This window comes from Acidovorax sp. AC410 (genome assembly GCF_979253235.1).
On record NZ_CEEDCG010000001.1, the window covers coordinates 3,283,347 to 3,303,119 of the forward strand.

Annotated in this window: 16 protein-coding genes and 1 pseudogene; 7 read left to right on the plus strand and 10 right to left on the minus strand. The window is 65.8% G+C overall.

Annotation, left to right across the window (positions count from 1 at the left end; all coding sequences use genetic code 11):
* Nucleotides 1-17: 17 nt before the first annotated feature.
* Nucleotides 18-770, plus strand: coding sequence for a hypothetical protein (locus AC0IZS_RS15350; RefSeq protein WP_471636390.1), 753 nt, complete (start codon nt 18-20; stop codon nt 768-770).
* Between the two features lie 423 nt (nt 771-1,193).
* Here AC0IZS_RS15350 and AC0IZS_RS15355 read toward each other — a convergent pair.
* Together AC0IZS_RS15355 and AC0IZS_RS15360 are read right to left on the minus strand one after the other, a co-directional pair.
* Nucleotides 1,194-1,472: pseudogene (locus AC0IZS_RS15355) on the minus strand (gamma-glutamyltransferase); the annotation flags it as partial.
* A 268-nt stretch (nt 1,473-1,740) separates the two neighbouring features.
* On the minus strand, nt 1,741-3,423 hold the full coding sequence (locus AC0IZS_RS15360) for a PAS domain-containing protein (RefSeq protein ID WP_471636391.1): 1,683 nt from the start codon (nt 3,421-3,423) through the stop codon (nt 1,741-1,743).
* A gap of 298 nt (nt 3,424-3,721) precedes the next feature.
* Here AC0IZS_RS15360 and AC0IZS_RS15365 point away from each other — a divergent pair, with 298 nt between their 5' ends.
* Nucleotides 3,722-3,940, plus strand: a complete 219-nt coding sequence (locus AC0IZS_RS15365; RefSeq protein ID WP_471636392.1) for a hypothetical protein — start codon at nt 3,722-3,724, stop codon at nt 3,938-3,940.
* A gap of 296 nt (nt 3,941-4,236) precedes the next feature.
* On the opposite strand, the gene ggt is transcribed toward AC0IZS_RS15365, so the two are convergent.
* The 5 genes from ggt to AC0IZS_RS15390 form a co-directional block, all read right to left on the minus strand.
* Nucleotides 4,237-6,030: a gamma-glutamyltransferase gene (ggt, locus tag AC0IZS_RS15370; protein WP_471636393.1), complete on the minus strand. Its 1,794-nt coding sequence runs from the start codon at nt 6,028-6,030 to the stop codon at nt 4,237-4,239.
* Between the two features lie 154 nt (nt 6,031-6,184).
* Entirely contained in the window at nt 6,185-7,444 is a 1,260-nt protein-coding gene (locus AC0IZS_RS15375) for a M20 family metallopeptidase (protein ID WP_471636394.1), read from the minus strand.
* Nucleotides 7,441-9,225 (minus strand): 2-oxo-4-hydroxy-4-carboxy-5-ureidoimidazoline decarboxylase, encoded by a 1,785-nt coding sequence (uraD, locus tag AC0IZS_RS15380; protein WP_471636395.1) that lies wholly within the window; start codon nt 9,223-9,225, stop codon nt 7,441-7,443. The genes AC0IZS_RS15375 and uraD overlap by 4 nt, the downstream gene beginning before the upstream one ends.
* 5 nt (nt 9,226-9,230) lie before the next feature.
* Nucleotides 9,231-10,199: an allantoinase PuuE gene (puuE, locus tag AC0IZS_RS15385; protein ID WP_471636396.1), complete on the minus strand. Its 969-nt coding sequence runs from the start codon at nt 10,197-10,199 to the stop codon at nt 9,231-9,233.
* A gap of 4 nt (nt 10,200-10,203) precedes the next feature.
* The gene (locus AC0IZS_RS15390; RefSeq protein ID WP_471636397.1) at nt 10,204-10,893 is read right to left on the minus strand and encodes a GntR family transcriptional regulator; all 690 of its coding nucleotides are present in this window, start codon (nt 10,891-10,893) and stop codon (nt 10,204-10,206) included.
* Nucleotides 10,894-10,983: 90 nt separating this feature from the next.
* On the opposite strand from AC0IZS_RS15390, the gene uraH reads away from it, so the two are divergent.
* Entirely contained in the window at nt 10,984-11,334 is a 351-nt protein-coding gene (gene uraH / locus AC0IZS_RS15395; RefSeq protein ID WP_471636398.1) for a hydroxyisourate hydrolase, read from the plus strand.
* Between the two features lie 6 nt (nt 11,335-11,340).
* Here the strand turns inward: uraH and AC0IZS_RS15400 are convergent, their stop codons facing one another.
* Nucleotides 11,341-11,892 carry a hypothetical protein gene (locus AC0IZS_RS15400; RefSeq protein WP_471636399.1) on the minus strand — a complete coding sequence of 184 codons (552 nt, stop codon included), beginning with the start codon at nt 11,890-11,892 and terminating at the stop codon, nt 11,341-11,343.
* On the opposite strand from AC0IZS_RS15400, the gene xdhC reads away from it, so the two are divergent.
* Nucleotides 11,891-12,778, plus strand: a complete 888-nt coding sequence (gene xdhC / locus AC0IZS_RS15405; RefSeq protein WP_471636400.1) for a xanthine dehydrogenase accessory protein XdhC — start codon at nt 11,891-11,893, stop codon at nt 12,776-12,778. The genes AC0IZS_RS15400 and xdhC overlap by 2 nt on opposite strands.
* Nucleotides 12,779-12,995: 217 nt before the next feature.
* The gene (locus tag AC0IZS_RS15410) at nt 12,996-14,306 is read left to right on the plus strand and encodes a urate hydroxylase PuuD (protein ID WP_471636401.1); all 1,311 of its coding nucleotides are present in this window, start codon (nt 12,996-12,998) and stop codon (nt 14,304-14,306) included.
* 28 nt (nt 14,307-14,334) lie between these two features.
* Here AC0IZS_RS15410 and AC0IZS_RS15415 read toward each other — a convergent pair whose 3' ends face one another.
* Nucleotides 14,335-16,206 carry an EAL domain-containing protein gene (locus AC0IZS_RS15415; protein WP_471636402.1) on the minus strand — a complete coding sequence of 624 codons (1,872 nt, stop codon included), beginning with the start codon at nt 16,204-16,206 and terminating at the stop codon, nt 14,335-14,337.
* Nucleotides 16,207-16,318: 112 nt separating this feature from the next.
* On the opposite strand from AC0IZS_RS15415, the gene AC0IZS_RS15420 reads away from it, so the two are divergent.
* The gene (locus AC0IZS_RS15420; RefSeq protein WP_471636403.1) at nt 16,319-17,662 is read left to right on the plus strand and encodes a glycerate kinase type-2 family protein; all 1,344 of its coding nucleotides are present in this window, start codon (nt 16,319-16,321) and stop codon (nt 17,660-17,662) included.
* A 30-nt stretch (nt 17,663-17,692) separates the two neighbouring features.
* Here the strand turns inward: AC0IZS_RS15420 and AC0IZS_RS15425 are convergent, their stop codons facing one another.
* On the minus strand, nt 17,693-18,730 hold the full coding sequence (locus AC0IZS_RS15425; protein ID WP_471636404.1) for a porin: 1,038 nt from the start codon (nt 18,728-18,730) through the stop codon (nt 17,693-17,695).
* A 229-nt stretch (nt 18,731-18,959) separates the two neighbouring features.
* Here AC0IZS_RS15425 and AC0IZS_RS15430 point away from each other — a divergent pair, with 229 nt between their 5' ends.
* Nucleotides 18,960-19,583: a Crp/Fnr family transcriptional regulator gene (locus tag AC0IZS_RS15430; RefSeq protein WP_471636405.1), complete on the plus strand. Its 624-nt coding sequence runs from the start codon at nt 18,960-18,962 to the stop codon at nt 19,581-19,583.
* Nucleotides 19,584-19,773: the final 190 nt, after the last annotated feature.

The following is a 19,773-nucleotide window of genomic DNA, read 5'->3' on the forward strand; positions in this document are numbered from 1 at the left end:
CAATTTTGGAAAGAATATTGATTAATCCACTCTCTGCTGCTGATCAGTGCACGACGATTGGGCAGTTGGAATTTTTGGTTTCGGCCATCACGAATTGCTTTGAATACATATTGCCTGGACTTGATTGTGGGAGGACGACACTTTTTTACGACCCGCTTTTGGATTCAAGACCCATCTTGGCTGGTGAGGATGTAGTCGTGTCTATATCGCGTCTTGGTGGTAAGCGAGGTCCGGATATTAGAAAAAAATGGTTTTTATATACCAAAAACCGTTCCAAAAAATTGCTGATCGACCACTGTCATGTTTCTCTTGCTGTGCCAGGCGCTGAAGGTAAATATATTTCTGGCGAGTTTCATAAGAATTTTCTTCTCGAAGGATACGCGCTTTTAAGTTTAGGTGGAAATCCAATATTGGAGAGTGGCATGATCTCCGTCCGTAGTGGTTCAGAAGTGGATATGGAGGTAATAAATGCATGGAGCATTGATTCCGTTGTTTTGCTTTTTCCTCAGTACGAGGCTTCTCCGAAACATAGTGCCGAGCCATATTTCGATACAAAGCGAGGCGAGCCCGTTGCCCCGATGCAGCTTAATGCTTCGGAGGCGCAGGATCTATTGATTCAAAGTGTTCGGCATGGTGACGATTATTGGGGTTGGCATAAGGAAAGGCAAAAATTCTATCGATTTAAGCCGACGAGGGGGAATGTTTATCACGGATTTGAGGTGCGAGAAAATGAAGTCCCAGCTAATGTGACTGCACGTATTAGTGACTAGCTTTGTATGTCTGGTCATGATTCTAAAATCAGAAAGGCATAAAGGTTAAGACGAGTCACACAAGTTAATAGGCATGCATAAGTCTGATCCGCTAAAGGCCTTGGTGCGTGTCATATGCTTCGCGCCAGGTGGTGCGATGGTCGAATTTCGGGGCCGGATTTGCGACTCGATCTTCCGGGCTTTTTTGCCCCTGCTCGGCATCACCCTTATTTGCTTAGTATTCGTGTACTGAGCGATCTGCTATGGCGGTGGTTTTTGGAGCCGCCTATTGAAATGAAGGCGACAGATACGGACTATCGCACTCGTCTGAGCATAGCAGCACTGTGGATCCCCGGGCTCTTACACGCCGCAAAAAAAGGCCGCGCATTGTGACGTGCGCTGCCTTTATCATTTAATGGTTCGCTATGCGGACCAGGGGCCTAATCAATACCCCAGCGTCTTCCCATCCAGATTCCGCGGGTCCGAGTACCGATACAGCGCCCCACCGCGCAGCTGAATCGTCTGCGTACGCCCCATCGACGGCTTCACCGCGATGTTGTGGCCGCGCTGCTTTAGCAGTGCCAGAGTGTCGGGCGACAAGCCCTTTTCCACACGCAGCTCGTCGGGCGTCCACTGGCGGTGCACACGCGGTGCGGCGGTGGCTTTGGCGAGGTTCATTCCGAAGTCAATCGTGTTCACCAACGTCTGCAGCACCGCAGTGACGTAACACCTTCGGGTACGGCAGCCGCTTTGGCCACAATGACGGGCAGGCGTTGGGGCTGGCTTGCAAGCCCGCCCAGGCCTTGATGCAACAAAGGAAAGAAAACCTCCATGGGAATGGCCACCTCTTTGCCTCGGTATTCCCTGAAGACCCTCTGCGCTTCCAGACCGATCCTTCCAAATTGCAGGAGTACCTGCACTCCGAAGCCGATGACCCGCCGGGCTGGTTCGATGTGGAGAAGGCCTGCCACGCCAATGCTGTGCGGTGACCCTATGGTGCGTATTTCGGTCGCTGCTGGTCAGCCGCGCAGGAAGTCGTCTCTGGCACCTTTTGTTGAAACACGCACACGCCCGATGACTGGCTTTTGGCTTGGTACATTGCGGTGTCTGCGGCGCGCAGGTATTCGTCCACCGTCGCCAGCCTGGATGCACTGCTGACAAGTCCAATACTCGCGCCACTGATCACGGTGTGTTCGCCGACCACATAAGGCGCTGCGAGGGCGGCGGCGATCTGTTGAGCGCGGTTGCTGGCTTCAGCGGGATCAATGGACTCCAACAACACATTGAATTCGTCGCCACCCATGCGGGCGACCAGATCAACCGCCCGCACGCAGGATTCGAGCCGCCGCGCCACCTGCTGCAGCAGCCGGTCGCCCACATGATGCCCGTAGTTGTCATTGACGGCTTTGAACCCGTTGAGATCCAGCAGCAGCACGGCGAACATGGTGGCTCCATCGCGTGTTGGCACGCCATCACCATTCCCAGCCTCGTTCTGGTGCAGCGCCATGAGATTCGCAAGGCGATCGCGGAACAACGGCCGGCCGGGCAGGCTGGTCAGCGCATCGTAGGAACTGCCACGGTCAGCCAGATCGCTCAACGAGCCCGCCATGCGCACCGCAACGCCGTCTTCAAACTCGGCAAGCCCGCGCCAATTGACCCACACCAGCCGTCCATCCGCGTGGAACGCGCGGAAATCCACCGAAAAGTTCGGGCTGTTCCCCGACAGATGCCTGCGGTAGGCCGCCTGCACGCGCACCCGATCTTCGGGATCGATGAGTTGCTCCAGAAAGCTCCAGCCACCGTCGTGTACATGATCGCCGCTACCCAGCCCGACGATCTGGTGAAAGCGCCCGGACACATGCAGGGCGTCAGTTCGCAAGTCCCAGTACCAGATGCCGTCATTGGATCCAAGGGTCGCCAGCGAATAGCGGTTTTCGGAGCGCAACAACTCAAGTTCGGTGTTCTTCTGCTGGGTGACGTCGATCATCAGGCCGATCATGCGGTTCGGCCGCCCCGGCTCGACCACTGCGCGGCACAGATCGCGCACCCACACCACCTTGCCGGATTTTGCAATCAGCCGATAACTCATCTCGTAGGCATAGCTGTGCGTCGCGTTGTAGGCGGCATCATCGATAAGCAGGGCCTGCGCTAGATCATCGGGATGCACATGCGCCCGCCAAAAGCCCGGGTCAGACCGCCACTCCTCCACGGAGAAACCGAACAAGCGTTCGACCTGCGGGCTAAGGAAAGTATTGCCCACGCCGATTTCAGCCTCCCAAACTACGCCATCAATGGTTTCCAGCAAGCGCAAAAAGCGCTGGCGAATCTCCACCAGCACCTGCTCGGTGACCTCGGTGATCTCGATCAGGACACCCTGGCGGCTGATCACCCGCTCCGCTGCATCCGTCTCCGGGTGGAGTTTCAGACGCACCCAGCGATAGTTCGCGTCGGCAAATCGCAACCGGAACACCGGCATGCCCGAGCGCATGGTGCCAATGTCGCCGGGATGCACAAATTCAAGCAGAGACCTGCCGAGCGCTGCCTCCACCGAATGGCCGGTGAGCGTTGTCCACGCCGGATTCAGGTAAGTGATCTCCCACAGCGCATCGGTCTGCACCACCGCCTCGGGTAGCAGTTGCAACAGTTTTGCGGACGGCGTGAGAATGGTAGGCATGCGGGGCTGGCGCAAAAAGGGAGTCAGGTGAAAGTATGGCAGGGGTTTTGGGCAGGCTCGTGCCATAAACCACTGACGAGTCGTTAGTTGATTGGCAGGTCATGATCGAAGCAGTTGTTCAGCCCGTCGAACGTGAATGACTGCAATCAACGTTGAGCGACTGCTTTTCTTTGGTCGCCACCGACCGCTACGAGTCGAAACCGTCAGTCTAAGTTACTGAGAAGGGGGCGCACAGGCGACAGAATCAGGCATTCGCTCAAAATGCGACCATGAAATTAGAAGTGCGAGGGTGATCCGAATGTTCAGTAGCAAGAAAGAACATGACCCGCTGGAAACCGTGGTGCGCTTTGTCTGCGGCGCATTGGTTGGTGCACTCGTGGGTTTCTGGATGGGCTTTAGACTGAAGCTCTCCGGCTTTTTGCCGATGCTGGCCATCACCATAGGCTTCTGCCTGGTGTTTGCGTTCTGCGCAGTCCGCTACGGCGATGATTTTTGGCGCGGCCTGATGAGGCGATAAAGCCGGCACAGGCGCTACAAAGACAAAGGCCGCGTCCCTCACAGGGCGCGGCCTTTGTTCGTTGGTGCCTTGTTGGCTGAGCAAGGGCAACGCTGAATAAGTCTTCGCGATGGCGCGTGCCCTGATTTGGGATGGGCTGCTAGGCGCGAAGCGCAGCCATAGCCGTTGCTATGGCGAGCATTTGCAACGCCGCAGACCACCCAAAGCGGGGCGCGCGGCGCGCGAGGGACTTGTTTCAGCGTTGCCCTAGGGATCAACCATGACGGGCCTGCGGCGCGGGCCCGTCAGACCATGCATCAATACCCCAACGTCTTCCCATCCGGATTGCGCGGATCCGAGTACCCGTACAGCGCACCACCACGCAGCTGAATCGTCTGCGTGCGCCCCATCGACGGCTTCACCGCGATGTTGTGGCCGCGCTGCTTGAGCAGTGCCAGGGTGTCGGGCGACAAGCCCTTTTCCACGCGCAGTTCGTCCGGCGTCCACTGGTGGTGCACACGCGGTGCGGCAGCGGCTTCAGCGGGGTTCATGCCGAAGTCAATGGTGTTCACCACCGTCTGCAGCACCGTGGTGATGATGCGCGCGCCGCCAGGGCTGCCGGTCACCAGGGTGGGCTTGCCGTCCTTCAGGACCAGGGTGGGCGTCATGGACGACAGGGGGCGCTTCTTGGCGGCGACCGCGTTGGCGTCGCCGCCGACCAGGCCGTAGGCATTGGCCACGCCGGGTTTGGCCGAGAAATCGTCCATCTCGTTGTTGAGCATGATGCCGGTGCCCTTGGCGACGATGCCGCTGCCGAAGTTGGTGTTCAGCGTGTAGGTCACGGCCACGGCGTTGCCGGCCTTGTCCACCACCGAATAGTGGGTGGTCTGGTCGCTCTCGTACGGCTGGGGCTGGCCGGGCTTGATGCTCTTGCCGCTGCGCGCGGTGTTGGCGTCGATGCCCTTGGCCAGCGACTCGGCGTAGCGCTTGGAGGTCAGGCCCTTGAGCGGGATCTTCACGAAGTCCGGGTCGCCCAGGTACTCGGCGCGGTCGGCATACGCCAGCTTCATGCTTTCGGCCATGTAGTGGATGGTCTGGGCGCTGTTGGGGCCCCACTGGGCCAGGGGCAGGGGCTCCAGCATGTTCAAGATCTGCACCAGGTGCGGGCCGCCGGAGGAGGGTGGCGGCATGGTGACGATCTCATAACCACGGTAGGTGCCGCGCGTGGGCATGCGCTCGGCCACCTTGTATTCGCGCAGGTCCTGCAGCGTGAGGGCGCCGGCGTGCGGTGCCATCTCGGCGGCGATCTTCTGGGCGATCTCGCCTTCGTAGAACGCCTTGGCGCCCTGCTGGCCGATGAGGCGCATGGACTGGGCCAGGTCCTTCTGCACCAGCGCATCGCCCACCTTCAGGGGTGCGCCGTTCTTCCAGAAGATGGCCTGGGTGGCGGGCCACTTGCCCATGTTCTTCTTTTCCTGGTCCAGGATCTTGGCCAAGGTTTCGCTGACGGGGAAGCCCCGGTCGGCCAGTTCGATGGCGGGGGCGATCACGCGCGACAGGGGCAGGGTGCCCCAGGTCTTGAGCGCATGCTCCATGCCGGCCACGGTGCCGGGCACGCCCACGGCGTAGTGGGTGTACAGCGACTTGCCGTCCACCACGTTGCCCTTGGCATCCAGGTACATGTCGCGCGTGGCCTTGATGGGCGCCACTTCGCGGAAGTCCAGGGCCACGCTCTTGCCGGTCTTGGCGTCGTGCACCATCATGAAGCCGCCGCCGCCCAGGTTGCCCGCATTGGGCAGGGCCACGGCCAGCGCGAAGCCGATGGCCACGGCCGCGTCCACCGCGTTGCCGCCGGCTTTCAGGATATCCAGGCCAATCTGCGAGGCCAGCTCCTGCTCGGTGGCGACCATGCCGTTGCGCGCCACCACGGGGTGGAACACGTCCATGTCGAAGTCATAGGCGGCGCTGGCGGCCTGGGCCGCTGCGGTCTGCTGCACGGCGGCCACTGGCGGGGCCGAAGCCGTAACGGCCGGGGTGGTGCTGCCGCAGGCGGTCAGGCTGGCCAGGGCCAGTGCGACGCTGCTGGCCAGCAAGGTGTGGCGGATGCTCATTGGGTAGGTGCTCCTCTGTTATCAATCTTTTGGGTGTGCCGCTCCGGGCGTCGGAATGACAAACGGGCGCATCCCTGGTGGAATGCGCCCGCAGCAAGTGTAGGTCGGGTCGGCATGGCGGTTGGACTCCACGCCATGCCGATCTGTAAGCGAGTTATGCGAGCAAGTCCTTCAAGGTGCGTGCAATGACCTTGGTTGCGCGGCGCAGGTCCTGCAGGTCCAGGCGCTCGTCGGCGCGCTTGGCGTGCGATTCGAGCACAGTGCGCGGGCCGGCGCCGTAGATCACGCCGGGAATGCCGCGCTCCACGTACAGGCGCACGTCGGTGTACAGGGGCGTGCCCAGGGCGGGCACGGGCTCGCCCAGCAGCTCCTGCGCGTGCTTCTGGATGGCATCGACCAGCGGCTTGTTGCCGGCCAGCGGCGTCATGGCGTTGGCCAGCAGCAGGCGGCGAATGTCCACCGAGATGCCGGCGCGCTCGCTGGCGGCCTGCTCGATCACGCGGCGGATGTTGGCTTCCACCTCCACCGGGTTCTCCTCGGGGATCATGCGGCGGTCGAGCTTGAACGTCACCTTGCCGGGCACCACGTTGGTGTTGGTGCCACCCTCGATGCGGCCCACGTTGAGGTAGGGGTGCTTGATGCCGGCCACGTTGGACGTGACCTTGAGGTATTCCTGGTTCTGCGCGTATAGCGCGTTCAGGATGTGTACGGCGCCCTGCAGCGCGTCCACGCCGGTGTGGGGCACGGCGGCGTGGGCCATCTTGCCGTGTACCGTCACTTCCATCTGCAGGCAGCCGTTGTGGGCGGTGACCACTTCGTATGAGAAGCCGGCCGCGATCATCAGGTCGGGCTTGGTCAGGCCCTTTTCGAGCAGCCAGCCCGGGCCGAGCTCGCCGCCAAACTCTTCGTCGTAGGTGAAGTGCAGTTCCACCGCGCCATGCGTTGGCTTGGCCACGGCTTCGAGGGCGCGCAGCGCGAAGGTGAAGCTGGCGAAGTCGCTCTTGCTCACGGCGGTGGCGCGGCCGTACATCTTGCCGTCCACGATCTCGGCGCCGTAGGGGTCGTGCGTCCAGCCTTCGCCGGGGGGCACCACGTCGCCGTGGGCGTTCAGGGCGATGGTGGGGCCTTTGCCATCAGCGCTGCCGAACTTGCGGCGCACGATCAGGTTGGTGATGGACTCCATGCCATAGGCCTGCACGTCGGCGGCGGGCACGGCGTGCTTCTCGGCCTCATAGCCAAAGTCCTTGAGCAGCTCGGCCGTGCGCTCGGCGTGGGGCGCGTTGTTGCCCGGGGGCGTGTCGGTGGGCACGCGCACCAGCGCCTGCAGGAACTGCACTTCCTCGTCGAAGTGCTGGTCGATCCACGCATCCAGGGCGCTGTAGGTGGAGGTCAGTGGAGCGGTGGTGGCGGTCATGCGGGGGTTTCCTCGGCGATCTGGTTCAGGACATGCGTGAAGGCGTCCACGGCCAGCTGCATGTCGTTGTTGGTGGTGGATTCGAGCGGGTTGTGGCTGATGCCGGCGTTGAGCCCGCGCACGAAGAGCATGGCCTGGGGCATGATTTCGTGCAGCTTCATCGCGTCATGCCCGGCGCCGCTGGGCATGCGGAACACGGGCACGCCCAGGGCGTCCACGGCGCGTTCCCAGCGGTGCTGCCAGGCGGGGGCGCTGGGGGCGGCTGCGGCGCGCATCGATTCTTCCAGCGTGTAGCGCATGCCGCGGCGCGCGGCAATCTGGCCCAACTGGTCGAGCACGTCTTTCACCAGCGCATCGCGCTGCGGGTCGGTGGGGGCGCGCAGGTCCAGGCTGAACTGGCAGCGGCCGGGCACCACGTTGATGGAGCCGCCGGGCACATTGAGCAGGCCGATGGTGCCCACCGAGTCGCCGTCCTTGGCAGCGCGCTGCTCGATGTACAGGGCCAGCTCGGCCACCGCCACGGCGGCGTCGCGGCGGCGGTCCATGGGGGTGGTGCCGGCGTGGCTGGCCATGCCGATCATCTCGCCGATGTAGCGCACGCCGCCGTTGATGGAGGTGACCACGCCCAGGGGCAGGTCCAGCTCGTTGAGCACGGGGCCCTGCTCGATGTGTACCTCGATAAAGCCCAGGTACTGCGCGGCGTCGCGCTGCAGCTTGGGGATGTCGGCGATGCACAGGCCGGCATGCTCCATGGCGGCGCGCATGGTCACGCCGTCGGCGTCCTTCTGGTCCAGCCAGGCGGGGTTGAAGTGGCCGATCAGCGCGCCCGACCCGAGGAAGGTGGCTTTGTAGCGCTGGCCTTCTTCCTCGGCGAAGCCGATGACCTCGATGCCGAAGGGCAGGCGCTTGCCGGCGCGGTGCAGCTCGCGCACGCAGGCCATGGGCACGAAGATGCCCAGGCGCCCGTCGTACTTGCCGCCGTTGCGCACCGTGTCGTAGTGCGAGCCGGTCATCAGGTACTTGCCTTGCGCTGCACCGGCAGCCGGGTGGTAGCGGCCCACCACGTTGCCCACGGCGTCGATCTCGACTTCGTCGAAGCCGCAATCACGCATCCAGTGGCTGATGCGCTGGGCGCAGGCGCGGTGCGCGTCGGTCAGGTAGGTGACGGTGAGCTGGCCCTTTTCGGCAAAGCCGGGGTCGGAGTGCTGGGCCAGGGTCTCCTGCCAGTCCCACACGTCGTTGCCCAGTGCGGGCTCGGCGTCGAACTTGTCGTTCAGGCGGATCTCGGCAATGCGGTGGATGTTGCGCAGCGCCTCGGCCAGCTCGAAGTCGGGGTGGTTGTCGAGCCGGCGCGCAAAGGTGGCGATGATCTCCTGCCGTGGCAGGCCCGCGCCGCGCGGCCCGCGCACCGCCAGGATAAAGGGGAAGCCGAAGCGCGTGTTGTAGTCCGCATTGAGCTGCTGGATGCGCGCAAACTCCTCGGGCGTGCACTGGGCCAGGCCCGCCTTGCTCTGCTCGTTGGTCGACTCGGCCGTGAGGCTATTGGCCACCATGGCCTTGCCCGCGAGCTCGGGGTGAGCGCGGATCAGCGCCAGCTGCGCATCCTGCGGCGCGGTGCGCACGGCGTGGGCCAGCGCGTGGCGCAGGTGCGCCAGCGAGCGAAAGGGGCGCTGCGCAAGGGCCTGCTCTGCGATCCAGGGCGAGTGCTCGTACACGCCGTCCAGCCACTGCAGGGCATCGGCCGGGGTGGCCGCGTTGAGTTGGTCAAGGGTGAGTGCCATGGTGGTCAGGCCTTGCTGGTGACAGTGGTGTCGTTGAAAGGGTGTACCTGGGCCCAGTGGCGCGCAATGTCCACGCGGCGCGCCACCCACACCTTGTCGTGCTGGGCGATGTGGTCCAGGAAGCGCTGCAGCGCCGTGATGCGGCCGGGGCGGCCCAGCAGCCGGCAGTGCATGCCGATGCTCATCATCTTGGGCGCGTTGTCGCCATCGGGGTCGCCTTCGGCGTACAGGGCGTCGAAGGTGTCCTTGAGGTACTGGTAGAACGGGTCGGCGTGCGAGAAGCCCTGGGGCAGGGCAAAGCGCATGTCGTTGCAGTCCAGCGTGTAGGGCACGATGAGCTGCGGCGCCACGCTGCCGTCGCTGCGCTGCACCTTCATCCAGAAGGGCAGGTCGTCGCCGTAGTAGTCGCTGTCGTACTCGAAGCCGCCGAAGTCGGCCACCAGGCGGTGGGTGTTGGGGCTGTCGCGCCCGGTGTACCAGCCCGTGGCGCGCTGGCCGGTCATGCGCTCGATGATGGCCATGGCCTCGGCCATGTGGGCGCGCTCCACCTCTTCGGGGATGTGCTGGTAGTGGATCCACTTGAGGCCATGGCAGGCGATCTCATGGCCGGCCTGCACGAAGGCCTGGGTCAGCTCGGGGTGGCGCTGCAGCGCGCTCGACACGCCGAACACGGTGAGCGGCAGGCCGCGCTTGTCGAACTCGCGCAGGATGCGCCACACGCCGGCACGCGAGCCGTATTCGTAGATGCCCTCCATGCTCATGTGCCGCTCGGGGTAGCTGGCGGGGTTGAACATTTCCGACAGGAACTGCTCGGAGCCCGCGTCGCCGTGCAAGGTAGCGTTTTCGCCGCCCTCTTCGTAGTTGAGCACGAACTGCACGGCAATGCGCGCCTGGCCGGGCCACTGGGCATGGGGCGGGTTGCGGCCGTAGCCGACGAGGTCGCGGGGGTAGGGTTGGGTGGCGTCGTAGATCATGGTGTCAGTGGACTTGCGAAGCGGTCACGGGGGCGAGCGCCATGGCCAGGTCGCTGGCGGGGCGCTTGCGGTCGAAGGTCAGGCTGGCCTCGACATGCTCGAGGTGCGACTGCATGAGGGCCACGGCATGGTCTTCGTTGCGCGCGGCCAGGGCCGTCACGATTTCGCCATGCTCTTCGTGCGAGTGCTCTGCGGCGCTGGCCGACTGGTACATCAGCGTGATCAGCGCGCAGCGCGAGATCAGGTCGCCCAGCAGGTGGGCCAGCACCTCGTTGCCCATGAGCTCGGCCATGCGCACGTGGAAGTCGCCCAGCAGCTCGGTGCGGCTGCTGGCATCGGCCGTGCCCATGGCGGCTTTCTCGCTGGCCACGTGGGCGCGCAGGGCCTTGATCTTGGCGGGCGTGACGCTGCGCGCGAAGGCGCGGGTCATCTCGGTCTCCAGCATGCGGCGCACGGCGAACACCTGGCGCGCCTCTTCGACCGACGGGGTGGAGACAAAGGCGCCGCGCGCGGGCTCCAGCGTGACCAGCTTGTTCTGCGCCATCTGGAACAGCGCCTGGCGCACCAGCGTGCGCGAGACGCCAAAATGGTCGGCAAGCTTCTGCTCGGCGAGCTTGGTGCCCGGCTGCAGGCGGTGTTCAACGATGGCGCGGGTCAACGCCTCGACGATGGCATTGGTGGATGAAGATTCCATGGCGACATGATAGGAGGATTGGCCAAAAGTGTATACACTTTTAGTCTACAGGTCGCATTTTTACGGCCTCCATCCTTCAGGAGATTCCCTATGGGCTTGAGCACACATGTTCTGGACACGATGCACGGCTGCCCCGCCGCCGGCATGGAAGTGGCCCTGTATTCCACCCACGGCGACGCCGCCACGCTGCTGCAGCGCCTGACGCTGAACCACGATGGCCGCACCGATGCGCCGCTGTTCGACAACGCCAGCCTGCGCGCCGGTACCTACCGGCTGCGCTTTGACGTGGCGGGGTATTTCAAGGCCAAGGGCGTGGAACTGCCCGAGCCGAACTTCTTGAACCAGGTGAGCCTGGACTTCGGCATTGCGCACGAAGACCAGCACTACCACGTGCCGCTGCTGGTGAGCCCGTGGAGTTACTCCACCTACCGCGGCTCCTGACAGGTCCTACAACTGACCTTCAGTGAGGGTATCGAGTTGGAACTTGCCGCTCTTGTCCCACAGCCAGGTGTCCGTGTAGGTCACCTTGCCCAGGCGCGTGGGCACCGGGAAGGGGGCTGCGGCGCGGATGGTGCGCTCGATCTCCTTGACCACCTCGGGTGCATGGCGCGGGGCGCGCAGCCAGTTCACGCGCATGACCTTGCCGGTGCGGTCGATGTCCACCTCGATCACGCCGATGGCGTACAGCTGCGGGGGCAGCTTGCCCTTGAAGATGCGCTCGGCGTTCAGGCCGTAGAGGTGGGTGGCTCCGTCCTGCCGGTAGGCACGGGGCGTGGCCGCCGCAGAGGGGCGGGCCGAACCTGCGGTGGCCGGCACGGGGCCTTTGACGCCCTGGATGTCGGTACTGGTGGGAGGGCGGGTCTCTGGCGTGGCTGGCGCGGGTGCGGGTTCTGGCGCAGACTTGCAGGCAGCGATCAGGGCGCCACCAGCGGCCATGATGCCTGCCAGCAGCCAGTGGCGGCCTTTGCCGGGGCGATGATTTGGCGGGGTATCGGGCATGGTGGGCTGGTGTAACGAAAGGACGGCGGCAGTGGAGAACTTGCGTTTGTTGCTGGACGGCCTTGCGGCCGGGCCGGCGTGTCTGGTGAGCGTGGAGTCTACCCAAGGCTCCGTCCCGCGTGAATCGGGCGCGTGGATGGCCGTGTTCGCAGACAGGTTGGTGGGCACCATCGGTGGCGGCCACCTGGAGCACCAGGCCATTGCCGAGGCGCGCTGCCGCCTGGCGGAGCCCGGCGCCGCGAACGACCCGGCGCCCATGCGCTTTGCCCTGGGCCCGGCGCTTGGCCAGTGCTGCGGTGGCGTGGTGTACCTCGAATTCGAATGCGTGGCCGCGCAGGACGCGCCCGCCCTGGCCCGGCGCCTCACGGCCGATTTGCACCCGGTGGCGCTGTTCGGCGGCGGCCATGTGGGCCACGCCCTGGCGCGCGTGCTGGCGCCGCTGCCTTTTGCGCTGACCTGGATCGACAGCCGTGACGGGATTTTTCCGGACGCGCCGCCGCCCAATGTGCATTGCGAGCATTCCGAGCCGGTGCAGATGGCCGTGCCCACGTTGGCGGCGGGATCGCGCGTGCTCATCATGAGCTTCAGCCATGCCGAGGACCTGGACGTGGTGGCTGTCTGCCTCAAGCGCCAGCGCGAGCGCGGCGACCTGCCTTTCATCGGGCTCATCGGCAGCAAGACCAAGTGGGCCACCTTCACCAGCCGGCTCACGGCGCGCGGTTTCAGCCCGCGCGAGCTGGCGCATGTGACCTGCCCCATCGGCGTGCCGGGCATCCCGGGCAAGGAGCCCGAAGTGATTGCCGTGGCGGTGGCGGCACAACTCTTGCAATCAGTGGCGGCAGTCCAGGCTGTCGCAAATCCGCTTCAAGGGTATTCCCAGGCCTGATTGTTTCTCTGCGGGCTGGAGTTGAGAACAATTTTTGCATACACTTTCACCCGGGATCTGTCCGGCCGTTGCGGCATCGGTCCCATGGGTCGCAGCGGTGCCCCGGCAAGCTTGGCTTGCCAAGGTGCGCGACCCCCTATTCTGCTCAGAGCGCCCGCAGTGGTGAGCAGGTTGTTCAGGCGGTGTGTCCCCCCACGCCGCCAAGGTTGAGAAAAAAATGGAACACTACCTTCTCGACTGGGCCAACCTGCTGCTGCGCTGGGTCCACGTCATCACCGCCATCGCCTGGGTTGGCTCCTCGTTTTACTTCGTCTTTCTGGACAGCAGCCTCACGCCGCCCGAGGACGAGGACCTCAAGAAGCAGGGCGTGAGCGGCGAGCTCTGGGCCGTACACGGCGGCGGCTTCTACCACCCGGTCAAGTTCGCCGTCTCCCCGCCCGAGCTGCCCAAGCACCTGCACTGGTTCTATTGGGAGAGCTACAGCACCTGGCTCAGCGGCTTTGCGCTGTTCACCTTGTCCTACCTGTGGAGCGCGGGCACCTACCTGATCGACAAGTCGCGCATGGACTGGGCACCGCCCGCAGCCATTGGCGCGGCGCTGGCCTTCCTGGTCGTGTTCTGGCTGCTGTACGACGGCATCTGCCGCATCTTCGGGCAAAAGAAGAACGGTGACGCCATCGTCGGCGGCCTGGTGCTGGTGCTGGTGTGCATCGCCTCGTGGCTGGCCTGCCATCTGTTCGCGGGGCGCGCGGCCTTCCTGCTGGTGGGCGCGATGATCGCCACCTCGATGAGCGCCAACGTGTTCTTCTGGATCATCCCCGGCCAGCGCACCGTGGTGCGCCAGATCCGCACCGGCCAGAAGGTGGACCCGATCCACGGCAAGCGCGGCAAGCAGCGCAGCGTACACAACACCTACTTCACGCTGCCGGTGATCTTCGCGATGCTGAGCAACCACTACAGCTTCCTCTGGAGCCACGCGCAGAACTGGCTGGTGCTGATCGTCATGATGTTCGCGGGCGCCGCCATCCGCCAGTTCTTCGTGATGCGTCACGGCTACAAGCTCGGCCGCAACCCCAACCCGCTGCCCTATGCGCTGGTGGGCGTGGTGGCCCTGCTGGGCGCCATCGTCTGGATGCGGCCCGCCCCTCCGGCACCGGCACCCGTGGCTGCGGCCAAGCCGGCGGCCGTTGTTGCTGCATCCCCTGCCGCTTCCGAGGCGCCGCAGGCTGCAGCGCCCGCAGCGGCCACGGCCCCGGCTGCCGCCGCACCCGCTGCGGCGGGCGCCGGTAGCGAATTCGCCGCCGTGCAGACGGTGCTGGAGCAGCGCTGTTACCTGTGCCATGGCGCCCAGGTGCAGATGAAGAACCTGCGCCTGGATTCTCCGGCCCTGGTCAAGCAGCATGCCCAGGCGGTCTACCAGCAGGCCGTGGTGCAAAAGCTCATGCCCATGAACAACGCCACGCAGATGACGGACGCCGAGCGCGCCCTCATCGGCCGCTGGTTCCAGGACGGGGCGAAGACGCCCTGATCAACGCGCTGCCGTCAGCAGCACTGAATCAGGCGGCCAGCACGCTCTGCAGTGCGCGCAGCGCGTTGTGCGGCGGCCCGGCCAGTTCGCCGCCATGCAGCACCACCCCGGTGGAGGCCAGCTTGGCCTCGTGCTTGGCCACGGCGGCCAGGTTGGCCACCTCTTCGGCATGGCGGTAGGTGCCGGGCTGGATGCGCACCGCGCCGATGGCCAGCGTGGTGCAGGGAAAGAAGCGGCGCACGCCATGGCGGTCTTCCGCATGGATGCCGCCCATGGCGCGCGCGCCGTCGTCGAACAGGGTCAGTGCCTCGCGCGCGAACTCGTCCACGATGTTCTTGCAGCGCTGCAGCCAGTTGCTGCTCTGGAAGATGAGCATGAAATCGTCGCCCCCCACATGGCCCACGAAGTCGCGGCGTGGGTCGCAGTGCGTGGTGGCCAGGCGCGCCACCAGGCGGATCATCTGGTCGCCGCGCCAGTAGCCGTAGTGGTCGTTGAAGGGCTTGAAGTTGTTCAGGTCGGCATAGCAGGCCACGAACTCGGTGCCGCTCTCCAGCAGGCGCTGCATGTGCATGCTGATGGGGATGTTGCCGGGCAGAAAGGTCAGCGGGTTGGCATGGCGCGCCGCCTCGATGCGTGTCTCGGTCACGGCGCGCACCAGCTGGTCGCCCGTGCCCAGGCCCACATAGCGGCCGTTGTCCGTGACGATGTAGCCGTCGCTCAGGTAGCGCTGGTCCTGCGAGGTGAGGATGCCCACGAGCTGGTCCACGTCGCAGTCGAGCTCCACCACGCGCGGCGTGCTGTTGGCAAAGACGGTGCAGGGCTTGCGGCCATGCACTTCGCGGAAGTACAGCGTGGCGTAATGGTTCATGAACTGCTGGCGGTTGATCAGCGCCACGGGGCGCGTGCCGTCCACCACGGCCAGTGCATGCAGGTCCACGCGCTCCTGCAGCAGGGCGGCCACTTCGTCGTTGCTGGTGGCCGGTGTCACGGTGGGCGCCTGCACCACCAGCAGGCTGCGCAGAATGCCCGGACGCGCCGTCTGGCCCAGGTGCGGCAGCACGGCCACGCGGCGGTCCTGCAGCACGTCGAGCGCCGGGCCGTCGATGGCTTCGCGCGGGGTGCGCGCCGGGCGGCCCAGCACCCAGCCCTGGCCGTACGGGATGGCCAGGTCGCGCAGGGCGCGCAGGTCGTCGCGCGTCTCGATGCCCTCGGCGATCAATGTGGTGCCGAACACGTCGGCAATGCCCTTGATGGCCTGCAGCATCTGCAGGTTCTCGGGGTGCTCGCTGATGTCGTGGATGAAGTAGCGGTCGATCTTCACGAAGTCGGGCTTGACCTCGGACCACAGGCGCAGGCTGGAGCGCCCGTCACCGAAATCGTCGAGCGCCAGGCGCGCGCCGCAGGCATGCACCTCGCGGATGGCCTCGCGCAGGGCGGGCATGTCGGTCACGCGCTCGTGCTCGGTGATCTCGAACACCAGCATGCGCGCGCTCACACCGAAGCTGCGCACCGCCTCGCCCAGGCGGCGCTCGCCGCACAGTTCCACGGCGTGGACCAGTGCATCGGCGCTGATGTTCACGAACAGCCGGCCGGGGGCACCGTGGTCGCCCCAGTCGCGCAGCGCCGTGAAAACGCATACCAGCTCGAAATCCAGCAGCAGGCCCTCGCGCCGCGCCAGGTCCAGCAGCACGTCGGGCGTGTGCAGGGCCGAGCCCTCGGGGCCGCGGATCAGGGCCTCATGGGCAAAGATGCTGCCCTCGCGCAGGTCCCCGAGCGGCTGAAAAACGCAGTACAGGCCGCCACCGCGCATCAGCCGCGCCAGCGGTCCCGACCCCAGCCGCGCCGCAGGCGACAGCAGCGCCAGCATGCGGTCGAGACGTTCTTGCTTGGGATGCGCCATGGTTGCAATTTGTCACTTCTAGGGGGTCCACCATACCGGCTGGCCGTGACAGTTGCGTTACAGCCCGTTCGGGTTTCCACTGGGTCGCCCGAGGCCACGCACAATGGGCACCATGTCCGAAATTTCTCCTTCCCCAGCCGGCGCGTTGCCTGATTTCCACACCGATCCCCGCGGCTTTCTGCGCGGCCTGTTCGACGTTGCCGTGCGCAGCGCCCAGCCCCTGCATGGCATGCGTGCCTGGCTGCCCGCGCCGCCGCGCGGGCGCACCCTGGTGCTGGGCGGCGGCAAGGGCGGGGGGGCGATGGCCCAGGCGCTCGAAGCCCTGTGGCCGCACGACGCGCCGCTGTCGGGCCTGGTCGTCACGCGCTACGGCCACATCCCGCCCCGGCCCGAGGGCCTGGTGCAGCGCATCGAGGTGGTCGAGGCCGCGCACCCCGTGCCCGATGCCGCCGGCGAGGCCGCCGCACAGCGCCTGCTGGACCTGACCAAAGGCCTCACGGCCGACGACCTGGTGCTGTGCCTGATCTCGGGCGGGGGGTCCTCGCTGCTGACACTGCCGGGCGAGGGTCTGACGCTTGAAGACAAGCAGCGCATCAACCGCGCCCTGCTGGAGAGCGGGGCCGACATCGCCGAGATGAACTGCGTGCGCAAGCACCTCTCGCGCATCAAGGGCGGACGGCTGGCGGCGGCCTGCGCGCCGGCGCGCGTGGTCACGCTGACCATCAGCGACGTGCCGGGCGACGACCCTTCGGTCATCGCCAGCGGCCCCACCGTGCCCGACGCGACGACCTGCGCCGATGCGCTGGCCATCCTGGTGCGCTACGGCATCGAGGTGCCGCACCAGACCCTGCAGGCGCTGCGCGACGGCGCGCTGGAAACGCCCAAGCCCGGCGACGCCGTGTTCGAAGGCCACGCGGTGCACCTGGTGGCCACGCCCTGGCAGGCGCTGGAGGCGGCCGCCGCAGCGGCGCGTGCGGCAGGCGTGGATGCCGTCATCCTCTCGGACGAGATCGAAGGCGAGTCGCGCGAGGTGGGCAAGGTGCATGCGGCCATGGCGCGCTCGGTGGCGCGCCGGGGCCAGCCGTTCACCAAGCCCTGCGTCATCCTCTCGGGTGGCGAAACCACGGTCACGGTGCGCCCGCGCGCGCCCGATGCCCCGCGTGGCCGGGGTGGCCGCGCCGGGGAGTTCTGCCTGGGGCTGGCCAAGGCGCTGCAGGGCGAAAAATCGGTCTGGGCGCTGGCGGCCGACACCGACGGCATCGACGGCGTCGAGAACAACGCGGGGGCCTTCGTGGTGCCCGACACCCTGCACCGCGCCCACGCGGCGGGCGCCGACATCGAAGACGCCCTGCAGCGCAACGACGCCTGGGGCTACTTCGCGGCCCTGGGTGACCTGCTGGTCACCGGGCCCACGCACACCAACGTCAACGACTTCCGGGCGATCCTGGTGCTGTAGCTTGCCAGGGCCGCTTGCGCGGCCCTGGGGTCAGAACCTGTGGCGAACGCCCAGGCCGACACTGTTGCCGGTGGTGCGCGCCGTGATGCGGTCGTTCATCAGCATCGCATACAGGTCGGTGCGCTTGGACAGGAAGTGGTCATACCCCAGCGTGAAGGTCTTGCGCGAGACGTCGGTGTCCGACAGCTCGGTCTGGGCCCACGATGCCAGCACCTTGCCGGTGCCGAACACCGGCACGGACACGCCCACCTGCGCGGTCTTGGCCTTGTTGCTGGTGTTGTCGGCCTTGGCCTGGCCGTAGCTGGCAAACGCCTTGACCACGGTGAAGTCGTAGGCGCCGCCCAGCATCCAGTCGCTCTTGGTGGTGCCCAGGTAGGTGCTGGGCACGGCGGGGTTGCCGACCTGGTCGCGCTCGTAGAAGCCGGTGAGCGTGAGCGGGCCGTTGAAGTACAGCGCGTTCAGGCCGATGTTCTTCTTGCCATTGTCATTGGCGACCTCGCCCACCTGGTAGTGGGCGTTCACCGTGAGCCCGCCCAGGCTGGGCGTGCTGTAGATGATTTCGTTGGACCAGCCCGTGTCCGAGGGCGTGGTGGCCGTCCAGCCGGTGCCGTTGAACAGGGGCACGTTCATGTGCAGGATCAGCGGCGCGAAGGTGAATGAATCGCCCAGCGGGTTCGACAGGATCGAGGGCAGGAAGTTGGGCGCCAGGCCGCGGCCCACCGTCACCGTGCCGAAGCCGCCGGACAGGCCCACGTTGGCGTCGCGCGAGAAGAAGGTGTCGTTCACGAAACGGCCCTGCACGCCGCTGTCCACCTTGATGAACGAGGTCAGCGCAAAGTTGGCCTTGAGGCCGCCGCCGAGGTCTTCGGTGCCCTTGACGCCGAACCACGAGGTGGTCATGCCGCCGCTGTTGAGCACCGTGGCGCGGCCGGCATCACCGGCGTTGCGCAGGGAACCGACGAACACGTCGGTCAGGCCCATCAGCTGGACCGAGCTCTGGGCCTGGGTGGCCGCGCTGGCGCACAGCAGGGCGCCGCCGAGTGAGAGGGCAATCAGGTTTGTTTTCATTGTGTACTCCTGGGGTGAGGGAATGGCCGGAGATCCGGCGCGGGGCTCTGGTACCGGCCGCATGCCGCACCTTGGTGCGCGGGCGGAACCAGCCGGCCGGGTTCGCAAGTTCCATGCCCCTGGCTGACAAGTGCTTACAGAAAACGGACACCGGGCCAGGGCCACGCCCGTGGCGCCGGTTTGATCTTGCTCAATGCGCCCACCGGCCCCGCGCGGCACAGTTCGGGCCATGCTGCCCTCTTCGCTTTTCTCCCTGCCTGCACAGGTCCAGATCGCTGCGGCCGGTGACGTGCTGCGCCACCGCCACCAGACCCTGGCCACCGTGGCGCACCTGGAGCGCGGGCGGGTGCTGCTGGGGGTCTGCGAGCACGGGCAGATGCGCCACCAGCTCGGTGTGGTGGAGGCGCCGTTCTGGCTCGACGCTGCCTCGGCGCTGCTGGGTGAGCCCTGCGCCATGGACATGGTGGCCCAGACCCCTGTGCACCTGCGCCATGTGTCGGTGGAGGCCTTTCGCAGCCACTGCGCCGAGCTGCCGCATGCCGTGCAGGCCCTCCTGCGCAACATGGCCACGGGCTACCAGCAGCAGTCGGGCCTGGCCGTGAGCCGCCTGGCGCAAGACGCCCAGGCGCGTTGCGCCCAATGGCTGCTGCAGAACGCCGAGCCCGACACGGGTGGCGCGATGAGTGTCACCTTGCACCAGCGCAAGCGGCTCATCGCCGCCCAGCTGGGCATCGCCCCCGAGACCTTCTCGCGCGTGATGCGCCACCTGCGCGAGCATGGTCTGGTGGCGGGCACCGGCAACGTGCTCAGGCTGCCGCAGCCGATGGCGCTGCAGTCGGTCGCAGGCGGCTGAGACAAGTTCGGCCAACCCTCTGCTGGCGGCGCAGCCCATGAGACTGGCGCGCCCCAAGGCCAGTGCTCCCGTGCAAGGGCCGCCCCGCCGCACTGGGAGCGTCCCCCTCCCGACTCGCGCAGCGAGTCGAGAGAGGGGTGAAGGCGCGAAGCGACTCAGGGGGTGTCTCCTCTCAGGGTTTTTCCTTGGG

Bases quoted from the DNA above. Each gene is read 5' to 3' on its own strand.
- AC0IZS_RS15360 (WP_471636391.1), bottom strand. From the start codon at position 3,423: ATGCCTACCATTCTCACGCCGTCCGCAAAACTGTTGCAACTGCTACCC.
- AC0IZS_RS15365 (WP_471636392.1), top strand. From the start codon at position 3,722: ATGTTCAGTAGCAAGAAAGAACATGACCCGCTGGAAACCGTGGTGCGC.
- ggt (WP_471636393.1), bottom strand. From the start codon at position 6,030: ATGAGCATCCGCCACACCTTGCTGGCCAGCAGCGTCGCACTGGCCCTG.
- AC0IZS_RS15375 (WP_471636394.1), bottom strand. From the start codon at position 7,444: ATGACCGCCACCACCGCTCCACTGACCTCCACCTACAGCGCCCTGGAT.
- uraD (WP_471636395.1), bottom strand. From the start codon at position 9,225: ATGGCACTCACCCTTGACCAACTCAACGCGGCCACCCCGGCCGATGCC.
- puuE (WP_471636396.1), bottom strand. From the start codon at position 10,199: ATGATCTACGACGCCACCCAACCCTACCCCCGCGACCTCGTCGGCTAC.
- AC0IZS_RS15390 (WP_471636397.1), bottom strand. From the start codon at position 10,893: ATGGAATCTTCATCCACCAATGCCATCGTCGAGGCGTTGACCCGCGCC.
- uraH (WP_471636398.1), top strand. From the start codon at position 10,984: ATGGGCTTGAGCACACATGTTCTGGACACGATGCACGGCTGCCCCGCC.
- xdhC (WP_471636400.1), top strand. From the start codon at position 11,891: ATGGTGGGCTGGTGTAACGAAAGGACGGCGGCAGTGGAGAACTTGCGT.
- AC0IZS_RS15400 (WP_471636399.1), bottom strand. From the start codon at position 11,892: ATGCCCGATACCCCGCCAAATCATCGCCCCGGCAAAGGCCGCCACTGG.
- AC0IZS_RS15410 (WP_471636401.1), top strand. From the start codon at position 12,996: ATGGAACACTACCTTCTCGACTGGGCCAACCTGCTGCTGCGCTGGGTC.
- AC0IZS_RS15415 (WP_471636402.1), bottom strand. From the start codon at position 16,206: ATGGCGCATCCCAAGCAAGAACGTCTCGACCGCATGCTGGCGCTGCTG.
- AC0IZS_RS15420 (WP_471636403.1), top strand. From the start codon at position 16,319: ATGTCCGAAATTTCTCCTTCCCCAGCCGGCGCGTTGCCTGATTTCCAC.
- AC0IZS_RS15425 (WP_471636404.1), bottom strand. From the start codon at position 18,730: ATGAAAACAAACCTGATTGCCCTCTCACTCGGCGGCGCCCTGCTGTGC.
- AC0IZS_RS15430 (WP_471636405.1), top strand. From the start codon at position 18,960: ATGCTGCCCTCTTCGCTTTTCTCCCTGCCTGCACAGGTCCAGATCGCT.